The following is a 20,476-nucleotide window of genomic DNA, read 5'->3' on the forward strand; positions in this document are numbered from 1 at the left end:
TTGGCCTTCTCAAATTACTCTTAACGGTTTACATATGTGTCAAACCAAAGTTGAATATATCCAGCTGTAACACGTTGTGCATCCATTAAACGCTTCCCTGTCATCGGTGTAACCTCAGCACGCCATTTGTCTGCATACTCCTGTGATATAGTTGCTTTCACAAACCACTCTTTTGTATTATCATTTACAATGCCAGGGAAATCTTGTTTTGCTACTACTGCCGCTGCATGAATCCAATCTTCTGGATTGCTTCCTTTCCAGTTCCAATATCCATTTCCATCTGTTACCTTATAGTTATCTTTTATTGTATCTACAAAATTTTCATATTTAGAATGAAAGCCTTGTGGATAAGAAAGATTCGTAAAATTTGCTGCATGCATTGGTTGATTCACATCTCCTAAATAATGAAGAGATAAACCTAAATAGAAGAATGCTTGTTTCATATCTTTATTTTGATAAGATTCGCCAGCAAGTTTGAAATATTTTGCACCAGTTTCTTTTGCTTGCTTAGCAAATGAGATATACGTTTTCCCGCTATCTGGATCATAGAAATGAGAAGTAAATGTACTATTATCATAATAAGGATTTTCATAATCAGCAGAATAAATACCATTCTCTAAATCTGTACGCCATTCATTTAATAATGCCAATTGCTCTTGTTTTACAATTGTTGTGTTGCGAGACATGATATCTATTGCACGATTGACAATCCATAAATGAGAATTTACTCCCTCTTGATGTCGAGCTTCAGCAGACCAGCCCTGAAGTTTTCCAACTCTATATGCCCCGTCATTTTCATGCGCAAATGCTACCGTTTGCATCGGTGCTACTAATGTAATTGCCGCTGCTAAAGCAAGTACTTTCTTTTTCATATAACAAATCCTCCATTTATCATTAAGTAATAAAAAAACATATCGTTGGGATCCTATGATTTTATCCGGTTAACCTATGACTAGAATATCTCACCTTTTATGGAAATACTATCATTAAATTAAAATATGTAAATTTTCATAATCAATTTTATTGAAAATTAAAATAATTAACTGTACAATTAACTTTTAAGTAAAATTCATGTATGACATTAGATAAAAATAATTACCAAAAGCTCTATAAAGAGACCGTAGAGTGTCATGTTTTGTTCCAGTCAATATTTTTTACCATTCTAGTTTTAGCAAATTTTCACTTCACATTAGCATTACATGAAGAATTAAAAAGAGAACAAAAAAACATTTCATTCCATCTCTTCTTTCGCTTTCCAATATCTCTAGACACAACTTAAATACCCTTACATTGTAATCGGAAATTATGAATCTACTGCAAAGAAATGAATAAAAGATTGTAAAAAAAGGGGCCCCGAACCTCAAAAAGTAGCCTCCCTCTACTGCTAGAAAAAGCTACCTTTCTTGTTGAACTTATATATTATATTAGGTGAAACAAGAATTTTCACTGTTCCTGTTCGTACAGTTGGTTCTGGAACTTCTTCTACTCATACATCACGCTGATTGTGCCAAAGTAAAGTTTTCATTTTCTGCATCCTTCTCTATGTATACTTAATGTGGTGAAGTTTACGAATTGATTATAGTATCGATATCCATATGTCCCTAAAAACAATGTACATTTCACAAATTTTTAACAACTACTGTACATTATTTTGTCACTTTATACTTTTTTCCACATTTCATTGCAGTTAAAATTCGCATTATGCCATAATAGCATAGGAGAGGTGAACATCGCTTGAAATATTTTATCTATTTTATTGTTATCATCGCGTTTTTAGATACATTTTCACAATTACCGATTATGAGTACTTACGCACAAAGTCTTGGAGGAACTCCGCTTATAATTGGGCTTGTCATAGGTATGTATTCATTTGCTAATATGATTGGTAACATTATTGCTGGCATATCTGTTGATAAATTTGGTGCAAAGAAAGTACTTTATACGAGCATGGGGATTACAAGTTTCATAGTTTTACTATATACCATTGTTCAAAATGGTGAACAATTGCTTGTCGTTCGTTTCCTGCATGGATTTAGTGATGGCTTCTTAATCCCTGCTGCCTTTACTTTCCTGTCCAAACAAACAAAATCTACAAAACAAGGAAAAGCAATGGCATTATCTGGGGCGGCTGTCGGAACAGCAGCGATCGTTGGACCTGCCTTTAGCGGTATTATGAAAGCAACTGCAGGGATTCAATGGGTCTTTATCACTATTTCTATCCTCATGATGATCGGGACAATTGTATCCTTATTTTTATTGCCAAGTCATATAACAAGAACAGATACATCACGCACTCAAATGATGACAAAAGAAGATATGATGGCTTTAGTAAAGTCCGAACCATTACTACAAGCATATATCGGAGCATTTACACTGATGTTCTCGCAAGGAATTGTCACATATATGCTGCCAATGAAAGTGGAAGCACTCGCACTCAAATCATCTACAACAGGCATGATGATGAGTATATTCGGGATTACTGCCATCCTCTTCTTCTTATTGCCGACCAATCGCATATTTGATCGCTTTAATCGTTCAAAAATGATGTTAATCGGTATCACCGTCATGGCATTATCATTGTCACTGCTCGGCTTATTTACAACAAAAGGAATGATTTTCATCGTCATGATGATTTATGGAGTCGGATTCGCAATCCTTTTCCCATCGATTAATGCTCTGCTTGTTGAAAATACAACCGAAAACAACCGAGGAAAAGCATTTGGATTATTTTACGCTTTCTTTTCGTTAGGAGTAGTCGCTGGTTCTTTTACCATCGGAGCAATCGGGGCATCACCGAGTGTCAGCTTTATAATTGGAACTGCATTTTTATTAACATTTGCCGGAATGATTTATGTAAGAGGAAAAGTCAAAAAGACAATGCTAGGCTAAATGCCAGCATTGTCTTTTTATTTCCCCTCTACTTTCACTACCTGTGTTCCAGCAATGAAATCATGAATCATTCTTTCTATATTTCCAGTAAAAGTCTGCTAACTTCTAACTATATCTCGACAATTTCCTTGGAAATATTTCTTTTCCTTGCATCATTTGATAAAAGTAAACATTAATTTACCATATGTTCAATACTATAAAATAATCATATAATATATGATTTCTAAAATTCTTTCTCATTCTATTTCAAATACAATAAAAATCCCCGTAAAGTATTAAAAAGCACTTTACGAGGACTTTTTATAATATTTATTTCTCTTGTGTTTTCTCCCAATCTGCTAAGAACTTCTCAATCCCTTGATCTGTTAATGGATGTTTCACTAATGCACCGATTACATTTGCTGGAATTGTGGCGATATGTGCGCCATTTAAAGCAGCTTCTGTTACATGTACACTATGACGTACAGATGCTGCAATAATTTCTGTTTCAATGTCGTGAATTGCAAAAATCTCAGCTACTTGACGAATTAAATCCATACCGTTATGACCAATATCATCTAGACGACCTAAAAATGGAGATACATATGTTGCACCAGCGCGTGCTGCAAGTAATGCTTGTACGGCAGAGAACACTAGCGTAACGTTTGTACGAATTCCTAAGTCTGAGAATGCTTTTACTGCTTTTAATCCTTCTTTTGTCATCGGAACTTTTACAACAACGTTTGGTGCGATTTTTGCTAATTCTTTTCCTTCTTCAATCATTTTATCGGCTTCTAAGCTAATTACTTCCGCGCTAACAGGTCCTTCAACAACACCGCAAATTTCACGAATACGTTCATGGAAATCTACGCCTTCTTTTGCTACAAGTGATGGATTTGTCGTTACACCTGCTAATATACCTAATTCATTTGCTTCTTTAATTTCATTAATATTTGCTGTATCAATAAAGAATTTCATTTGTAATTCTTCCTTCCTTATTTTTCATATTTTATTTTTTCTTAATAAGATCCAATCCAATCGGAATGAATTTCTCCACTTTTTTACCTTGATTTACTTGTTTTGCTGTTTCCATCGCCTTTTCTCCGATTAATTCTGGCTTTTGTGCGACGGTTGCTGCCATACGTCCTTCTTTAACCGCTTTCACGGCATCATCTGTTGCATCAAATCCAACGACAGCTACATCCATTTTGCCTGCAGATTTTAACGCTTCTAGCGCACCTAATGCCATCTCATCATTATGAGCGAATACTGCTTTCACATCACTATTGGCCTGCAAAATATTTTCCATAACAGATAATCCTTTCGCACGGTCAAAATCAGCAGTTTGCTTAGCTGCTACTTTCAATCCAGTGTCTGCCACTTCATGAAATCCTTTCCCTCTCTCGCGTGCGGCAGATGATCCCGGAATTCCTTCTAATTCAGCCACAGCAGCTCCCTCACCAACGAGTTCACGAATATAATCTCCAGCTAATTTCCCTCCTGCCACATTATCAGAAGCAATATGAGAGACAACTTTTCCTGAATTTGCAACGCGGTCCACTGTAATTACAGGAATATTTGCTGCATTGGCTGCACTTACCGCTGAAGCAACAGCATCTGAATCCGTTGGGTTAATAACAACTATATCAACACCTTTTTGAACCAAGTCTTCGACATCGTTCGTTTGCTTAGCTGCATCATTTTGTGCATCAACTGAAATTAATTCTATGCCAATATCCTTCGCTTTCTTTTCTGCTCCTTTTTTCAATGTAACAAAAAATGGATTATTTAAGGTAGAAACAGAGAATCCAACTTTAATAGTCTTATTTCGCCCTTTATCGCTAGAATCCTTTGCCCATTCTGGTGGTTCCATCGAGCAACCAGTAGTAACGACCATAATGAGTGCAACAAGTACAAGTAACCATTTTTTCATGAATTATCCCTCCATTAAGCTTCTTTTCGACGATCAATTAATACAGCAAGTAGGATAACAAGCCCTTTTACAACTTGTTGGAAGAAAGATGACACGCCTAATAAATTTAGCCCGTTATTTAGCACTCCAATGATTAGTGCCCCAATAAACGTACCAACAATCCAACCTTTTCCTCCAGAAAGGCTTGTTCCACCTAATACAACTGCAGCAATTGCATCTAATTCATAAGAAGAACCAGCAGTTGGCTGTGCAGAATCTAAACGAGATGTTAATACAATACCTGCAAGCGCTGCCAAAACACCAGATAGACCATAAATCATGACTTTGATTCTTGTAACATGAATGCCTGATAATATCGCTGCCTCTTCATTTCCACCGATAGCAAGTGTACGGCGGCCAAATGTTGTTTTCTTTAAAATAAAATATAGAACTGCAAAAGCAATCATCATCGTTACAGCTGGTACTGGGATACCAAGGAAATAACCACGACCAAACATTTGGAACATGACATGATCACCAAGACCAGTGATTGGACGTCCGTCCATATAAACAAGTGTCAATCCACGAAAAATTGTCATTGTTGCTAATGTCGCAATAAAAGGTGCCACTTTTCCTTTCGCAATAATGATACCGTTTACAATTCCCATCGCAAGACCGGCTAATAATCCAACTACTATTGCCAAAAACGGATCCATATCACTTGCTAGCATTCCAGCAACAAGTGCACTTGATAATGCTAAAATAGAACCCACTGATAAGTCAATACCCCCTGTTAAAATAACAAAGGTCATTCCAAATGCAATGAGTGCATTAATCGATACTTGACGTAAAATATTAAATAAATTCGGAATTTCAATAAATGCTGGATTTAATGCCGTAATCACTACAATAATGAGTACTAAGCCGATTAAAGATCCAAGTTGTTGCAGAACATTCCCCTTTTTTGCCATCGTTTACTCTCCTCCTGTAGCTAATGCCATAATGGATTCTTGCGTTGCTTTCTCTTTCTCAAGAATACCGCCTACTTTTCCTTCATGAATGACTAGAACGCGATCACTCATCCCTAATACTTCAGGTAATTCAGATGAAACCATAATCACTGCATCACCTTGGTTTGTAAACTTATTCATAATAGAATAAATCTCTTTTTTCGCACCAACATCTACACCCCTTGTTGGTTCATCTAAAATGAACAGCTGCGGATGGATTCCAAGCCATTTTGCAATGACAACTTTTTGCTGATTTCCACCAGATAGCGATTTCACAGCTTGTTCTCCATTTGTTGCTTTCACATTCAAAAGTTTCATCATATCCTCTGTAAACTGCGCTTCCAATCCTTTGTCCATGACACCGCTTTTTGAAAGAGTTTCTAAATTAGGTAATGCAAGATTTTCTCGAATGGAAAAATCTAATACAAGTCCTTCTGATTTTCTATCCTCTGTAATAAAAGCAATTCTTTGTCTAATCGCATCTATTGGACTAGCAATCTTTACTTCCTGTCCATTGATAAAGATTTGTCCTGAGTCAAGTGGCTCATATCCAAATATGGCTTTCATAATATCTGTACGTCCAGCCCCCATTAGTCCAGCGACACCAAGAATTTCACCTTTCCTAACTTGAAAAGAAATGTTTTCAAACTTACCTTTTTTCGTTCCATTCCGCATTTCAAAAATGACTTCACCAATCTTTGCATGACGCTCTGGATAACGTTCACCAATACTACGCCCTACCATCATGCTAACTACTTCATCAAATGATGTTTCAGGAATTTGTCTTGTGCCCACATATTCTCCATCACGCAAAATCGTAATTGCATCACAAATAGAAAATATTTCTTCCATGCGATGCGAAATATAAACAAATGATACACCTTCTTTTCGCAGTTTATGAATCACTGTAAAGAGCGTTTCAATCTCACGATCTGTCAAAGCTGCTGTAGGTTCATCCATAATAATGACACTCGCATTTGTTATTAATGCTTTACCGATTTCAATAATTTGCTGTTGTCCAACCGATAATTCTCCTGCCATTGTAGTTCCTTTTACATAAAGCCCTAAATCAGCCAATTGTTGCTGAGCTATAGCATTCATTTGGCGCGAGCGCAAAACACCTGTTTTCCCATACATTAGCTCTTTGCCAAGAAACATATTTTCAGCAACTGTTAAATTAGGCAAGATGTTTAATTCTTGATGAATAAAAGCAATTCCATACTCCTCGGCTTCTTTTGCATTTTTAAATATTCTCTCTTGTCCATCGATTTTGATTTGACCACTATCTTTCTTATATACACCTGTTAAAATTTTCATGAGCGTTGACTTACCCGCTCCATTTTCCCCCATCAGTGCATGAACTTCGCCTGTTTCGATACGAAATTGGGCATTCTTCAAAACAGGGTTCCCATTGAACGCTTTTGAAATATTTTTCATTTCAATACGCATTCTCATCACATCCCTTTATTAAAAAATCACACCTGCATGTAAAATAATGTTCGCATAAGGTGTTGCTTCCCCTGTACGAATAATCGCCTTTGCCTGCTTTGTTTTCTCTTTAAACTCTTCATGCAAGACATATTCAAAATTCGCTTCTTTTAAGCGTGTTTCAATTTCTTTATAGATTTCTCTATTATTTGTAGTAATCTCTTCCGCTACTGTTACTTTTTCAATAGCCATATCCTCTATTACAACTTGTAATACATCCAGAAAAGAAGGCTTTCCAAGCTCTACAGCTAAATCTATTCGCTTCACGCTATCAGGAATTGGTAATCCGCAGTCCGCAATTACAATCGTATCTGTATGACCAAGTGCCGCTAATATAGCAGCAATTTCACTATTTAATACGCCATGCTTTTTCATTTAACAATCCCCTGTACTTCCCGCACCTGTTCTCTTGTTGGCATACCACCTTGTGCACCGAGCTTTGTTACAGAAAGGCCACCGGCTATATTTGCAAAACGAATTGCTTTTTCAAGCACTTCTCCTTCTGCAAGCGAAACTGCTAATGCCCCGTTAAATGTATCACCAGCCCCTGTCGTGTCAACTACTTTTACAGAAATACTTGGCACTTGTACAATTTCTGTACCATTATGGAATCGAACTCCTTTACTTCCTTCTGTCATTAATAATTTATTTGGATATTTAGCAAGTAAGTCTTCAATCGGTGATTCAAAATCATCTAGTACAATGCGACACTCGTGTTCATTCGGTGTAATATATGTTGCCTTTTCCAAAATCCTTGTCGATAATGCTTGTGCTGGAGCTGGATTTAACATGACTGGGATCTTATGCTCCTCACAAATAGTAAGCACATATTCTACTGTCTCAAGCGGAATTTCTAACTGAAGAACGACCATATCTGCCTTTACAAGTAAATCTTTTGCACGGTCAACAATTTGCTGATTCACAAGGCGATTGGCACCTTGCACAACAACAATGCTATTATCTTCTTCTGCTAAAACGATATGAGCAATGCCTGTTGTTTCATCTGTAACCGGTACCACATAATCGATAAAAACACGCTCGTTCTCTAAATTTTTTCGTACACTCATGCCGTAATCATCATTCCCTACAGCACCTACCATAGCTACATTGGCTCCTAAGCGAGCTGCGGCAACAGCCTGATTTGCTCCTTTTCCTCCAGGTACTGTATGAAACGCCTCTCCGATTACTGTTTCTCCAGCTTTCGGTCTTTTCTGTGAAACGGCTACTAAATCCATTGAAATACTCCCTACTACAGCTATATTTGGCAACGACTTCATCTCCTTATTTCGTTGTATTTCGTTCGATAATTTCAATCGGCAAACGGTAATGTTCTGTTTCTAACCGTTTTCCTTCCATTTGTTCTAATAACAATTCGGTCGCAATGCGTCCCATCTCATAAATAGGTTGTGCAACAGTCGTAATAGATGGACACATCATTTCCGCTAAAGAAATGCCATCAAACCCAATAATTTGTAAATCGTTAGGAATAGCAATCCCCTTTTGTAAAGCAGCCTTTACGACACCAATTGCAATCAAATCATTTCCTGCTACAATACCATCAATATGCGGATATTCGTCTAGTAATTTCCTCGCAACACGCTCACTATTTGCTGGGTCAAACGTACTTTCCGCAATCATATAAGAAAGACCGTATTCCGTAATCATATCAACAAAACCTTCAAAGCGCTCATTTGCAGTACTTACATCACGCGGCCCACGTATATGAGCAATATGGTTACACCCTTTCTCTAACAGTAACTTTGTTGCTTTTTGAATCCCCGCATAATTATCTGCATATACTGTGGGAATACGCTCATTAAATAGGCGATCAATTGCCACAACTGGTACAGATATATTCATGTAATTCACGCTATTTTCAGGATTTGTTGCGACAATAAATCCATCTACGTTATTTTGTCTGAGTACATCAATATATTGTTTCTCTTTTTCTAAACTTTCATCAGAATTACAAAGTACAACGGTGTATCCTTGCTTATGCGCTACATCTTCTACAGCACGCGCAATTTCTGGAAAGAATGGATTCACAATGTTTGGAACGACTAAGCCAATTAAACGAGATTTCTTATTATACAAAGAACGCGCCACTGTACTAGGTTTATAATCCAACAGTTCAATCGCTCGTTCCACCTTTTTTAATGTATCTTCGTGAACGTATCCATTTTTATTTAGTACTCTAGAAACGGTCGCAACAGATACTCCCGCTAATTTTGCAACGTCTTTAATCGTACTCATTCTTTTCCTCCCCACCTTGTGTAACCGTTTACACGAAGTAATATAACCTATTCGCAAAAATACGTCAATCATTTCTACTCAAAAAGAGTATATGTTATACATATAAGAAAAAACATCACCATAAGGCGATGCTTTTATTATGAATAGGATCCATTTATATGTTTCTTTTCTCCTTCTACTACCTCTTCTGCACCTTTCTTTCGATCAGAAAGCTTAATCTTCTCTAAGAAAATCGTAAAGATAGCACCAACAACAATAAATACTAATCCCGCTAAAAATACACTATGCAATGAGTCCAATAACGAATTCTTCAAAATAGGAACGATACTTGTAGAAAATGCTTCTGGTATTTTTTTTAACACCTCTGGACTAAACAGCATAGAATATAACCCTTGTGGATCTGTATGAATCATATCTTTAAATTTTGTTACAATCTGTCCAGCTTGCGGTGGAAACTTCTCTAATACGGGTACTAATTTTTCAGTTAAAATGGTGCCTGAAGTATTATTCATAATAGATCCTAAAATTGTAATTCCAAATGTTCCTCCAATTTGACGGAAAAATTGGCTGGATGAAGTTACAACACCAAGATCCTTTTTCGGGAAACTTTCTTGTAATGCCAATGTCAATGTTGGCATTACAAGCCCCATACCTAAACCGATAATGATCATATAAGAAGTCGCTACAAGCTTACTTGTATGCATATCCATTGTTGTTAATAACCAGAAGCCACCAGCCATAATCAACATACCAACAATAATCTGCGGCTTCACGCCAACTTTTAAGACAAGTTGACCACCAATAATACTCGTCACAATCATTGTAATCATCATCGGTGTCATAATCGTCCCAGATTCAGCTGCACTTACTCCTACAATTCCTTGCATAAAGAATGGAACGAACATAATTGCACCAAACATTCCAATACTCATAAAGAAACCAATCGCATTCAATAGTGTAAATGTACGATTTTTAAAGAAATGCATTGGTAAGATTGGTTCCTCAGCTTTTGTTTCCACAAATACAAAGCTTACAATACCAATCAAAGCTAAACTAAACAATCCGATAATTTGCCAAGAATCCCATGCGTAATCTTTTCCACCGAATGTTAATGCAAGTAATAAACTTACAACTCCAACAATCATCGTAAAAATTCCAGCAATGTCAATTTTAATAGGTCCTGTTTGCTTATGTGATTGTAATCCCGTCGCAATAAAGATTGTTGCGACAATACCAACTGGTAAGTTAATGTAGAATACCCATCTCCAGTTAACTGCATCTACAATCCAACCACCAACTTGCGGACCAACGACTGAAGCAAGACCATATAAAGCGCCAAAAATACCTTGCCATTTCGCACGCTCTTTCCCCGTGAACATATCTCCAATAATAATCATAGCCATCGGCATCATAATACCTCCGCCAAGACCTTGAATACCGCGGAAAATAATCAATTCTGTCATACCATTTGCCATACCACATAATGCTGAACCAATCATAAAGATAATTAATCCTGTCATATATACGTTACGGCGTCCTAATAAATCAGCTAATTTACCTGCAATCGGTACAATTGTCGTAGATGTTAGCATGTAAGCTGTTGTTAGCCATGTCATTAAGCTTAATCCACCTAGTTCGCCGACAATACGCGGCATCGCTGTACCGACGATTGTTCCATCTAACGCTGCAAATAACATCGCAATCACTAAACCAATCAATAATAATTTCCTTTTTTTATCACCTTGTTGTTTCATATAATCTCCTCAACTTCTCTTAATTTAGCTCTTTTTTCTCACTTGTCCCGCAAACAATTGTTTCTAATTTTTCAAACAGGCGTAATAAGTCTTTTCTTTCTTGTAATTCTAATTGCGAGAAATATTTTGCAATGTGCTCATTACGAGCGTTCTTCGCCTCTTCTACTTTCGCTTTCCCCTTTTTCGTTAATTCAATGATAACAACACGACGATCATCTTTATCGTGATAGCGCTCAACTAGTTCTTGATCAATTAAACGATCAATCATTACTGTAATTGCACTTGGTTTTACATACATTTTTTTCGCTAATTTTGTCGCTCGTGAAGCACCATAGTTCTCTAAAATTTTTAAAATATAAAATTGCGGTGGTGTAAGTCCTGATGCTTGCATTTGTTCCAATAACTCCATTTGCATTTTCTTTCCTATAGAGAATGCTAGAGCTTGAATTTTATCAATATGAGTAATATCATTTGGCATATTATCTACCTCTTATTTAAACAATAAAATATTTAATCTATTTAAATATTAATATCAAGAATAAAAATCGTCAATCATTTTATGATTAAAACCGTTTACATTCCTGTCACAAAGTTGTATAATTTTTCTCGAAGTTAATATTGACAGTCATGGAGAATGAGAGTATAAGACTATGGAACATAGAAAGGAACCTTTCTATTTTTCATGGTTTTTTTATTTTTCATGACATAAAATGGTTTCAACCATTAAGGAGGATTTGTAGGCTATGTTTTTAACTCAGTTGTTTAAACCTGCGCCACATAAAGAGCGCTTGCCTGCTGATCGCATCGACAGTGAATACCGCAAATTGCGCTTACAAGTGTTTTTAGGTATTTTTATCGGTTATGCAGGTTATTACTTTGTTCGAAAGAATTTTTCATTAGCAATGCCCTATCTAGTCGAACAAGGATTTAGTAAAGGAGAACTTGGGATTATCCTTTCGGCCGTATCTATTGCGTACGGAATAAGCAAGTTTATTATGGGAATTGTATCCGACCGCTGTAATCCCCGTTACTTTTTAGCAGCAGGTCTCTTTTTATCTGGTATCATTAACATTATTTTCGGTTCATTTTCTTTCATTACAACAAGCATTATCCTTATGTTTGTACTTCAATTTTTAAATGGGTTCTTGTCAAACAATGTCAATCTATATTAAAATAACAACAATATATAAAACATTTAGTCTTTTTAGAAAGATGGAGGGATAGCCATGAAGAATTCGCTTCTTCGCATTGAAAACTTACAGACATCCTTTCGTATACGAGATCAGTATCATGCAGCGGTTGATAATGTATCTTTAACTGTACATGAAAATGAAATTGTTGCTATTGTCGGTGAGTCTGGATGTGGTAAGAGTGCACTTGCCCTTTCCATTATGCGATTGCACAATGAAGCTAATACAAAATTGCAAGGTCATCTTTATTATAAAGATAAAGATTTATTGACCATGTCAGCCGCAGAAATGAATAAAATACGCGGATCAAATATCGGAATGATTTTCCAAGAACCTCTTACAGCATTAGATCCTCTTATGACAGTTGGAAAACAAATTGAAGAAAACTTAGACTATCATACAAATCTCTCAAAAGCAGAAAAGAAAGAACGCACCTTAGAACTCCTTCATCAAGTTGGGATTCCAAAACCAGAACTTACTTATAAACAATACCCACACGAACTCTCTGGCGGAATGAGACAAAGAATTGTTATCGCAATTGCAATCGCATGTAAACCGGCGCTTGTCATTGCGGATGAACCCACAACTGCTCTTGATGTAACAATTCAAGCACAAATTGTAGACCTACTAAAATCTATTCAAGAACAAACGAAAATGGGCATTATTTTAATTACACATGATTTAAGCATTGTTGCTGAGACTGCTGATCGCGTTGTTGTTATGTATGCAGGACAAATTGTAGAGACAGGTAAAGTGGAAGAGATTTTTAATCATCCTCTTCACCCATATACACGCTCTTTACTACATTCTATTCCATCTGCATATACCGAAAAAGAAAAATTACACGTAATCCAAGGGGTTGTTCCTACTTTAGCGAAACTCCCTCGCACAGGTTGCCGCTTCAAAGATAGAATTCCGTGGATTACATCTGACAAACATGAAGAAAATCCTGTTTTACATGAAGCAAAACCAGGTCATTGGGTACGCTGCACTTGTTATAAACATTTCGACTTCCAAGATAAGAAAGGAGATGACGTTACTCATGGCACTGCTTAAAGTAAATGATTTAAAAGTACACTTTCCAATTAAAGGCGGCTTCTTTGGACGCACGCTAGACTACGTGCACGCTGTTGATGGAGTGAGCTTTGAACTACAACCTGGTGAAACATACGGGATTGTTGGTGAATCAGGAAGTGGAAAATCAACTACAGGTAAAGCGATTATGCATTTAACAAAAGCAACGGGCGGTAGCATTGTTTTTAACAATAAAGATTTAACAAAATTAAGCCGTTCTGAACTGCGTGAACAAAGAAAAAATATTCAAATGATTTTCCAAGATCCATACTCATCGTTAAATCCAAAGAAACGTGTTCTCGATATTATCGCAGAGCCATTACGAAACTTTGAAAAGCTCTCACCTGATGAAGAAAGAAGAATCGTCCAAAAATATCTTGAAAAAGTTGGACTAAATCCAGAATCTATTTATAAATATCCACATGAATTTTCTGGTGGACAAAGACAGCGGATTGGCATCGCGCGCGCATTAACACTAAAACCAAAATTAATTATTGCTGATGAACCAGTATCTGCGCTCGACGTTTCTGTACAAGCACAAGTGCTAAACTTCTTACAAGATCTACAAGCTGAGCTCGGATTAACATACTTATTTATTAGTCATGATTTAGGTGTAATTCGGCATATGTGTAACCGCATCGGGGTTATGTATCGTGGTCGCCTTGTGGAAGAAGCAACAAGTGCTGAAATTTATAATAATCCACAGCACATTTATACGAAACGATTGATCGCAGCAATTCCTGATATCCGACCTGAAAATAGAAAACAAAAAAGTACGTTACGGCGGCAAGTACAAGAAGAATACGAGCAATCACATAAAAATTATTTTAATGAAAACGGCCGTGCTTATGATTTAAAACCAATCTCGCCAACACACCGGGTGGCATTACCATAAGGGAGTGATAAAACATGTGGAAGTTTATACTGCGAAGATTCTTAATTATGATTCCGCAGCTATTTATATTAAGTATCCTCGTCTTCATGCTTGCGAAAGCAATGCCAGGAGATGCATTAACTGGTAGAGCTGCAAATAATCCAAAAGCAGACCCAAAAATTATTGAAGAACAACGCGAAAAATTAGGATTAAATGACCCTGTTACAACCCAATATGTACGCTGGATTAAAAATGCCTTACAAGGTGATTTTGGTATTTCTTACGCACATAAATTAAAAGTAACCGACTTAATTGGGGAACGCCTGGGGAATACAGTATTACTAGCTCTTGTCATTCTTATTCTGACTTACTTAATTGCGATTCCACTTGGCATTATTAGCGGACGTTGGAATGATACATTAGGCGACCGACTCATTACACTATACAACTACTTAGGATTTGCAACACCTTTATTTATATTTGCATTAATTATGCTATTTCTTTTCGGATTTAAATTCCCGATATTTCCAACAGGAGGTAGTGTCGATCCGCAAGTTACGACCGGTACATTTGCTTACTATATGAGTAAGTTGAATCACTTACTATTGCCCGCTCTATCTGGAGCATTAATTGCTACAGTTGGTACTGTACAATATTTGAGAAGTGAAATTATTGATACAAAACATAAAGACTTTGTACGCACAGTACGAGCAAAAGGGGTTCCGGAATCAAAAGTGTATTCTAGACATATTTTACGAAACTCATTCTTACCAATTGCAGCATTTCTAGGTTATGAAATTACCGGATTAGTTGGTGGAGCGATATTTTTAGAAAATATCTTTAGCTATCCAGGTATCGGACAATTATTTATGCAATCCATTTCCCAACGTGACTTTAGTGTCATAACAGCCCTCGTTTTATTTACTGGATTCGCAACGTTACTTGGAACTCTCCTTTCAGATATCATTCTAAGCATCGTTGACCCACGTATTCGTATTGATTAAAGGAAAGGAGGAATTTTTTCATGTTAGCAAACCCTGAAAAACAAACTGAGGTCATTCATTACGAAAAAAGCCCATCTGGTTTTTCCATCATGTGGCGCGAACTTCGTAAAGATAAACTTGCATTGTTCTCATTATTCTTTTTAGCTATTATCTTAATAGCCGTTTACACAACATCCTTTATTATGAAGCAAGAAGATATTGTACGAGTAGATTTATTTTCCATTTACTCACCTCCTTCTGCTGAACATTGGCTAGGAACAGATTACGGCGGACGCGATATTTTTGGACAGCTCATTATCGGTACGCGCAACTCCTTTACAATCGGTTTAGCAATTACTGTTATTTCGTGCTTAATCGGTCTTACAATCGGTTTAATTGCTGGCTATTTTGGAGGAGTCGTTGACAATATTATTATGCGCATTATCGACTTTGTCATGGTGCTACCATTTTTAATGCTCGTTATCGTATTTATTACACTTGTTCCTAAGTTCAATATCCTTACATTTATTTTAATTATGAGCATTTTCTTATGGACAGGAAAAGCACGGTTAATTCGCTCCAAAGTATTAACCGAAAAAGAGCTCGATTATGTATCAGCGTCAAAAACATTAGGAACGCCAAACTGGAAAATTATCCTTTTCCAAGTACTACCTAACTTAAGTTCTATTATTATCGTCAGCGTTACTTTAAATCTTGCTGGAAACATCGGAATTGAATCTGGTTTAACATTCCTAGGATTTGGTTTACCAGAAAGTACACCAAGTCTAGGTACACTTGTTAGCTATGCTAGAAACCCGGATGTACTACAAGATAAATGGTGGATTTGGTTACCTGCATCAATCATGATTTTAGTGTTGATGCTGTGTATAAATTTTATTGGTCAAGCGCTCCGTCGTTCGGCTGATGCAAGACAAAGAAAAGGTTAAGAGGGGTGGAAAAAACGATGAAAAAACCAAAATTTTTTAAAGTATTAAGTACACTTGCTGTTTCAACGTTACTACTTTCGGCATGCGGAGGTAGTGGTGGTAATGAAAAATCAAGTAATAGTTCTAAAACAACTGATACAAAGAAGTTCAGTACCGCAGTCAAAAATGATAAAAAAGAAGTTAAAGATGGTTCACTGACAATTGGCTTAGTATCTGATACACCATTTGAGGGGCTGTTAGACTTTTCCGTATATGAAAGTAATCCAGATTGGAGAATATTAACCATTTTTAATGAATCTTTACTAACAAACAATGATGACTGGGAATATACAAATGATGGACCAGCTACATATGAATTGTCAGAAGATAAAAAAACGGTTACATTAAAAATTAAAGATAATGTGAAATGGCATGATGGAAATCCTGTTACAGCTGAAGATTTAGAGTACGCTTATCTCGTAATTGGAAGCAATAAATATACAGGTGCTCGATTTGATTCTCAGATGCAATTAATTGAAGGTATGGATGAATATCATTCAGGAAAAGCGGAAAAGATTTCTGGTGTGAAAGTCATTGATGACAAAACGATTTCGATTACTTTTAAAGAGCCAAATCCTTCTGTTAAAACAGGCCTTTGGACATCTCCCATTAACAAAAAATATTTAGGTGATGTTCCAATTGATAAATTAGCAGAATCTGATAAAGTACGGAAAAATCCAATTGGTTTTGGGCCATTTAAAATTAAGAAAATTACACCTGGAGAATCTGTTGAATTCGAACGTTTTGATGATTATTATGGCGGAAAACCAAAACTTAAAAATATTGTATTAAAAGTTGTAAATCCTTCTATTGTAAATGCATCTTTGAAAAAAGGTGATATTGATATTGCAGAAGTAAGTGCAGATCAATATCCTAACGTAAGCAAGCTTAAAAACATACAATTAATTGGTACAACGGATTTGTATTATAGCTATATCGGCTTTAAACTTGGACACTACGATAAAGAAAAGAAAGAAAGCGTAATGGATAACGACAAATTTAAAGATGTACGATTACGCCAAGCAATGGCTTACGCAATTGACCGTAAAGAAATTGGCGAAAAATTATATCACGGTCTACGTTATCCAGCCAATTCAGTAATTCCTCCGTCTCTACCAAAATACCACAACAATAAAGTCGGTTCTTATGATAAAGATGTAGACAAAGCGAAAAAATTATTAGATGAGGCTGGTTATAAAGATAAAAATGGAGATGGCTTCCGTGAAGATCCAAATGGAAAAGAATTTAAAATCAATTTCCTATCTATAAGTGGTGGTGATACAAGTGAACCACTTGCTAAATTCTTTATTCAATCTTGGAAAGATATCGGTTTAAAAGTAGAACTTCTTGATGGTCGTCTACATGAATTTAACTCATTCTACGACATGCTGAAAACAGATGATCCGAAAGTTGATGTATTCGCAGGTGCTTGGGGCGTTGGTTCCGATCCAGATCCTTCTGGTATCTGGGCAAAAGAGGCACCTTTCAACTACACACGCTGGGTCAATGATAAAAATACTGAATTATTACAAGAAGGAATTTCTCCAAAAGCTGCTGATGAAAAATATCGTAAAGATGTATACGACAAATGGCAAAAACTTGTTCACGATGAAGTACCATTAATTCCTCTTCATTATAAGTTTGAGCTAATCGGGGTAAACAACCGCGTAAAAGACTATAAATATAATCCAGAAGATCGATACAAATGGGGAAATGTTACTGTAACAAGTGAAAAACCAGAAGTAGAAAAATAAACGAAACTAGCCCTTCGCAGTCATCAATGATTGCGAAGGGCTAGTTTTCATTTCTGTATATAACTTGTTTGTCGTTTTTCATCATTTGTTCCTTTCTATACATCAAAATAAATGCTGCAACAATTTCAGTGCAACTGCCAATATAACCGTTACTAGAAATCCGCCTAAACAAATCAAGCTTACTCCCTGACTATATGATAAATGTTGAAATGCTTTCATTCCTCTCATCCTCTCATATATGTATCCAATATCTTTATTCTATCCATAAAAATAATTTTATAACATCGATTTTACTAACAACTGTCTTACATTTTTGTAAGATTAACAAAAAAACAGACAGTCTTCTAGCTGCCTGTTACTTTACAATCATCACGGGGCATTTCACTCGTTTTGCAACTTTATGACTTACACTACCAAGAACCATTTCCTGAAGTGTATTTAATCCTCTACTTCCTACGACTACAAGGTCAACATCTCCAGTATTTACATATTGCACAATTGTTTCTCCTGGGTCGCCATGTAGAATCGTAATTTTATAAGAGACTTCTTCTTGTTGTAACATCGTTTCTATTTCTCTTACTCTCTCTTTTCTACTAGCTTCTATTGTTTCTATATCTGTTTGCCCTTGAATAATATCTGATTTTGCTGTTCTATTATCAACTACATATACAACTTCAACATTTGCTTCTACATTGCATTTCGCAATATGTGCTGCATGCTTTGCCGCGCGAAACGCATGTTCCGAACCATCACATGCTAATATAATCTGTCTATACATATGCTGAATCCCCTTTCCGTATCATAATCGTATTATAATACAAAAAACCACCTTTTTGTTTTCAAAAAGGTGGCTTGACTTTAGCTAATGGCTTGTTTATTATGAGTAGCTAATTTTGTTATGAGTTTTAAACTACGCTCATTTAATCCTACTATATTCACCTGTATACCATTTTGCTCATATTTCATCATAACCTTATCAACTGCTGCTACAGCTGAATCATCCCACACATGTGCATGTGTAAAGTCAATCGTTACCTCTTGCACATCCTCTTTAAATTGAAATGCATTTATAAACTCTGTCGTAGATGCAAAGAATAATTGTCCATGAACTTCATAGATTTTCTTATTTTCAATATATAAATGTTTCACGTGAATCTTTGCCATATTTACGGCAAATAATACAGCGCTGATTACAGTTCCAACAATCACACCAAGCCCTAAATTATGTGTAATGAGAACAATAATAACTGTTACAATCATCACAAATGCGTCACCTTTCGGAACTTTATGAAGAGTAAATACAGATTTCCAATCAAATGTTCCAATTGAAACCATAATCATCACAGCTACTAACGCGGCCATTGGAATATGAACAACATAATCTCCTAAAACAAATAATAAGACAATTAAAAATCCGCCTGCTACAAATGTTGATAATCGTCCTCTTCCGCCTGATTTCATATTAATAAGAGATTGTCCAATCATGGCACATCCAGCCATGCCACCAAAGAATCCAGCAACAATATTCGCAATTCCTTGTCCGCGTGCCTCTTTATGCTTATTACTTGACGTATCTGTTATATCGTCTAAAAGAGAGGCTGTAAGCAATGATTCCAATAAACCAATCACAGCTAGCATAATCGAATATGGCAAAATAATTGCGAATGTCTCTAACGTGAATGGTACATCTGGAATATGAAAGAAAGGTAATTCTTTTGGTAAACTCCCCATATCACCAACTGTCCGTAACTGAAATCCACTTATAAGTGCAATACTTGTTACAGCTAGAATTGCAACAAGCGTAGACGGAACTGCTGTTGTCATACGTGGAAATAGATAAATAATGGCAAGACCTAACGCAACAAGTACATACATTTGCCAATTTGCCCGATGGAAATGCGGAAGCTGTGCTGTAAAAATTAAAATACCAAGTGCATTCACAAATCCGCTCATAACAGGACGTGGAACAAATTTCATAAGCGAACTTAATTTTAATACTCCAAAAATAATTTGGACAACCCCGGTTAATATCGTCGCAGCAAATAAATATTGTAGCCCATGGTCTTTTACAAGCGTCACCATTAATAGCGCCATCGCGCCTGTTGCTGCAGAAATCATTCCCGTTCTTCCACCTACAAATGAAATTGTGACTGCAATACAAAAAGCAGCATACAATCCAACCATCGGATCAACACCTGCAATGACAGAGAAGGCAATTGCTTCAGGGATTAAAGCTAACGCAACTACAATTCCTGATAGCACATCTCCTTTCACATTAGAAAACCATTCATGTTTTATCGTTCGAAACAAAATAACACTCCTCAACTCTT

Annotated in this window: 19 protein-coding genes and 1 pseudogene; 7 read left to right on the forward strand and 13 right to left on the reverse strand. The window is 36.3% G+C overall.

All coding sequences use genetic code 11. The features are described 5' to 3' along the window. Positions 1–20: 20 nt before the first annotated feature. Positions 21–872: a phospholipase CerA gene (gene cerA, locus MR056_RS09735; RefSeq protein ID WP_011983672.1), complete on the reverse strand. Its 852-nt coding sequence runs from the start codon at positions 870–872 to the stop codon at positions 21–23. An 862-nt stretch (positions 873–1,734) separates the two neighbouring features. Between cerA and MR056_RS09740 the strand changes: the two genes are divergently transcribed. After that, positions 1,735–2,889 carry an MFS transporter gene (locus MR056_RS09740; protein WP_048723236.1) on the forward strand — a complete coding sequence of 385 codons (1,155 nt, stop codon included), beginning with the start codon at positions 1,735–1,737 and terminating at the stop codon, positions 2,887–2,889. A 309-nt stretch (positions 2,890–3,198) separates the two neighbouring features. Here MR056_RS09740 and fsa read toward each other — a convergent pair whose 3' ends face one another. From fsa to MR056_RS09785, 9 genes are all read right to left on the reverse strand, one after another. Then, positions 3,199–3,846, reverse strand: coding sequence for a fructose-6-phosphate aldolase (gene fsa / locus MR056_RS09745; protein ID WP_011983670.1), 648 nt, complete (start codon positions 3,844–3,846; stop codon positions 3,199–3,201). A gap of 31 nt (positions 3,847–3,877) precedes the next feature. After that, complete coding sequence (rbsB, locus tag MR056_RS09750) at positions 3,878–4,801, reverse strand: ribose ABC transporter substrate-binding protein RbsB (protein WP_011983669.1); 924 nt, start codon at positions 4,799–4,801, stop codon at positions 3,878–3,880. Positions 4,802–4,815: 14 nt separating this feature from the next. After that, positions 4,816–5,751: an ABC transporter permease subunit gene (locus MR056_RS09755; RefSeq protein WP_011983668.1), complete on the reverse strand. Its 936-nt coding sequence runs from the start codon at positions 5,749–5,751 to the stop codon at positions 4,816–4,818. A gap of 3 nt (positions 5,752–5,754) precedes the next feature. Next, positions 5,755–7,239 carry a sugar ABC transporter ATP-binding protein gene (locus tag MR056_RS09760; RefSeq protein ID WP_041809444.1) on the reverse strand — a complete coding sequence of 495 codons (1,485 nt, stop codon included), beginning with the start codon at positions 7,237–7,239 and terminating at the stop codon, positions 5,755–5,757. A gap of 18 nt (positions 7,240–7,257) precedes the next feature. Then, positions 7,258–7,653, reverse strand: coding sequence for a D-ribose pyranase (gene rbsD, locus MR056_RS09765; protein ID WP_011983666.1), 396 nt, complete (start codon positions 7,651–7,653; stop codon positions 7,258–7,260). Next, a complete protein-coding gene (gene rbsK / locus MR056_RS09770; RefSeq protein ID WP_048723239.1) occupies positions 7,650–8,546 on the reverse strand; it encodes a ribokinase in 897 nt (298 codons plus the stop codon). The genes rbsD and rbsK overlap by 4 nt, the downstream gene beginning before the upstream one ends. Before the next feature lie 13 nt (positions 8,547–8,559). Beyond that, positions 8,560–9,531, reverse strand: coding sequence for a LacI family DNA-binding transcriptional regulator (locus MR056_RS09775; protein ID WP_011983664.1), 972 nt, complete (start codon positions 9,529–9,531; stop codon positions 8,560–8,562). A 137-nt stretch (positions 9,532–9,668) separates the two neighbouring features. Next, positions 9,669–11,285, reverse strand: coding sequence for an MDR family MFS transporter (locus MR056_RS09780; protein WP_048723241.1), 1,617 nt, complete (start codon positions 11,283–11,285; stop codon positions 9,669–9,671). 19 nt (positions 11,286–11,304) lie between these two features. After that, entirely contained in the window at positions 11,305–11,763 is a 459-nt protein-coding gene (locus tag MR056_RS09785) for a MarR family winged helix-turn-helix transcriptional regulator (RefSeq protein ID WP_048723242.1), read from the reverse strand. Positions 11,764–12,028: 265 nt separating this feature from the next. Here MR056_RS09785 and MR056_RS09790 point away from each other — a divergent pair. The 6 genes and pseudogenes from MR056_RS09790 to opp4A all read left to right on the forward strand — a co-directional run. Next, positions 12,029–12,433, forward strand: a pseudogene (locus MR056_RS09790) (MFS transporter); the annotation flags it as partial. A 78-nt stretch (positions 12,434–12,511) separates the two neighbouring features. Next, on the forward strand, positions 12,512–13,531 hold the full coding sequence (locus MR056_RS09795; RefSeq protein WP_011983660.1) for an ABC transporter ATP-binding protein: 1,020 nt from the start codon (positions 12,512–12,514) through the stop codon (positions 13,529–13,531). Beyond that, positions 13,518–14,444, forward strand: coding sequence for an ABC transporter ATP-binding protein (locus MR056_RS09800; protein WP_011983659.1), 927 nt, complete (start codon positions 13,518–13,520; stop codon positions 14,442–14,444). Before MR056_RS09795 ends, MR056_RS09800 begins: the two co-directional genes overlap by 14 nt. A 14-nt stretch (positions 14,445–14,458) precedes the next feature. After that, positions 14,459–15,427, forward strand: coding sequence for an oligopeptide ABC transporter permease (gene opp4B / locus MR056_RS09805; RefSeq protein WP_087097712.1), 969 nt, complete (start codon positions 14,459–14,461; stop codon positions 15,425–15,427). A 20-nt stretch (positions 15,428–15,447) separates the two neighbouring features. Beyond that, positions 15,448–16,353: an ABC transporter permease gene (locus tag MR056_RS09810; RefSeq protein ID WP_011983657.1), complete on the forward strand. Its 906-nt coding sequence runs from the start codon at positions 15,448–15,450 to the stop codon at positions 16,351–16,353. Between the two features lie 17 nt (positions 16,354–16,370). After that, a complete protein-coding gene (gene opp4A, locus MR056_RS09815) occupies positions 16,371–18,146 on the forward strand; it encodes an oligopeptide ABC transporter substrate-binding protein (protein ID WP_087097710.1) in 1,776 nt (591 codons plus the stop codon). A 102-nt stretch (positions 18,147–18,248) separates the two neighbouring features. Here opp4A and MR056_RS09820 read toward each other — a convergent pair whose 3' ends face one another. The 3 genes from MR056_RS09820 to MR056_RS09830 form a co-directional block, all read right to left on the reverse strand. Continuing rightward, positions 18,249–18,374, reverse strand: coding sequence for a DUF4027 family protein (locus MR056_RS09820; RefSeq protein WP_176371913.1), 126 nt, complete (start codon positions 18,372–18,374; stop codon positions 18,249–18,251). Positions 18,375–18,501: 127 nt separating this feature from the next. After that, on the reverse strand, positions 18,502–18,924 hold the full coding sequence (locus MR056_RS09825; RefSeq protein WP_087097708.1) for a universal stress protein: 423 nt from the start codon (positions 18,922–18,924) through the stop codon (positions 18,502–18,504). 80 nt (positions 18,925–19,004) lie between these two features. After that, entirely contained in the window at positions 19,005–20,456 is a 1,452-nt protein-coding gene (locus MR056_RS09830) for a SulP family inorganic anion transporter (RefSeq protein ID WP_087097706.1), read from the reverse strand. Between the last annotated feature and the right edge of the window lie 20 nt (positions 20,457–20,476).

It is taken from the genome of Bacillus cereus group sp. BfR-BA-01360, assembly GCF_022663595.1.
GTDB lineage: Bacteria > Bacillota > Bacilli > Bacillales > Bacillaceae_G > Bacillus_A > Bacillus_A cytotoxicus.

Bases quoted from the DNA above. Each gene is read 5' to 3' on its own strand.
- opp4B (WP_087097712.1), top strand. From the start codon at position 14,459: ATGTGGAAGTTTATACTGCGAAGATTCTTAATTATGATTCCGCAGCTA.
- MR056_RS09785 (WP_048723242.1), bottom strand. From the start codon at position 11,763: ATGCCAAATGATATTACTCATATTGATAAAATTCAAGCTCTAGCATTC.
- MR056_RS09795 (WP_011983660.1), top strand. From the start codon at position 12,512: ATGAAGAATTCGCTTCTTCGCATTGAAAACTTACAGACATCCTTTCGT.
- MR056_RS09780 (WP_048723241.1), bottom strand. From the start codon at position 11,285: ATGAAACAACAAGGTGATAAAAAAAGGAAATTATTATTGATTGGTTTA.
- MR056_RS09760 (WP_041809444.1), bottom strand. From the start codon at position 7,239: ATGCGTATTGAAATGAAAAATATTTCAAAAGCGTTCAATGGGAACCCT.
- MR056_RS09775 (WP_011983664.1), bottom strand. From the start codon at position 9,531: ATGAGTACGATTAAAGACGTTGCAAAATTAGCGGGAGTATCTGTTGCG.
- rbsD (WP_011983666.1), bottom strand. From the start codon at position 7,653: ATGAAAAAGCATGGCGTATTAAATAGTGAAATTGCTGCTATATTAGCG.
- MR056_RS09755 (WP_011983668.1), bottom strand. From the start codon at position 5,751: ATGGCAAAAAAGGGGAATGTTCTGCAACAACTTGGATCTTTAATCGGC.
- MR056_RS09825 (WP_087097708.1), bottom strand. From the start codon at position 18,924: ATGTATAGACAGATTATATTAGCATGTGATGGTTCGGAACATGCGTTT.
- MR056_RS09810 (WP_011983657.1), top strand. From the start codon at position 15,448: ATGTTAGCAAACCCTGAAAAACAAACTGAGGTCATTCATTACGAAAAA.
- MR056_RS09800 (WP_011983659.1), top strand. From the start codon at position 13,518: ATGGCACTGCTTAAAGTAAATGATTTAAAAGTACACTTTCCAATTAAA.
- opp4A (WP_087097710.1), top strand. From the start codon at position 16,371: ATGAAAAAACCAAAATTTTTTAAAGTATTAAGTACACTTGCTGTTTCA.
- fsa (WP_011983670.1), bottom strand. From the start codon at position 3,846: ATGAAATTCTTTATTGATACAGCAAATATTAATGAAATTAAAGAAGCA.
- MR056_RS09820 (WP_176371913.1), bottom strand. From the start codon at position 18,374: ATGAGAGGAATGAAAGCATTTCAACATTTATCATATAGTCAGGGAGTA.
- rbsB (WP_011983669.1), bottom strand. From the start codon at position 4,801: ATGAAAAAATGGTTACTTGTACTTGTTGCACTCATTATGGTCGTTACT.
- cerA (WP_011983672.1), bottom strand. From the start codon at position 872: ATGAAAAAGAAAGTACTTGCTTTAGCAGCGGCAATTACATTAGTAGCA.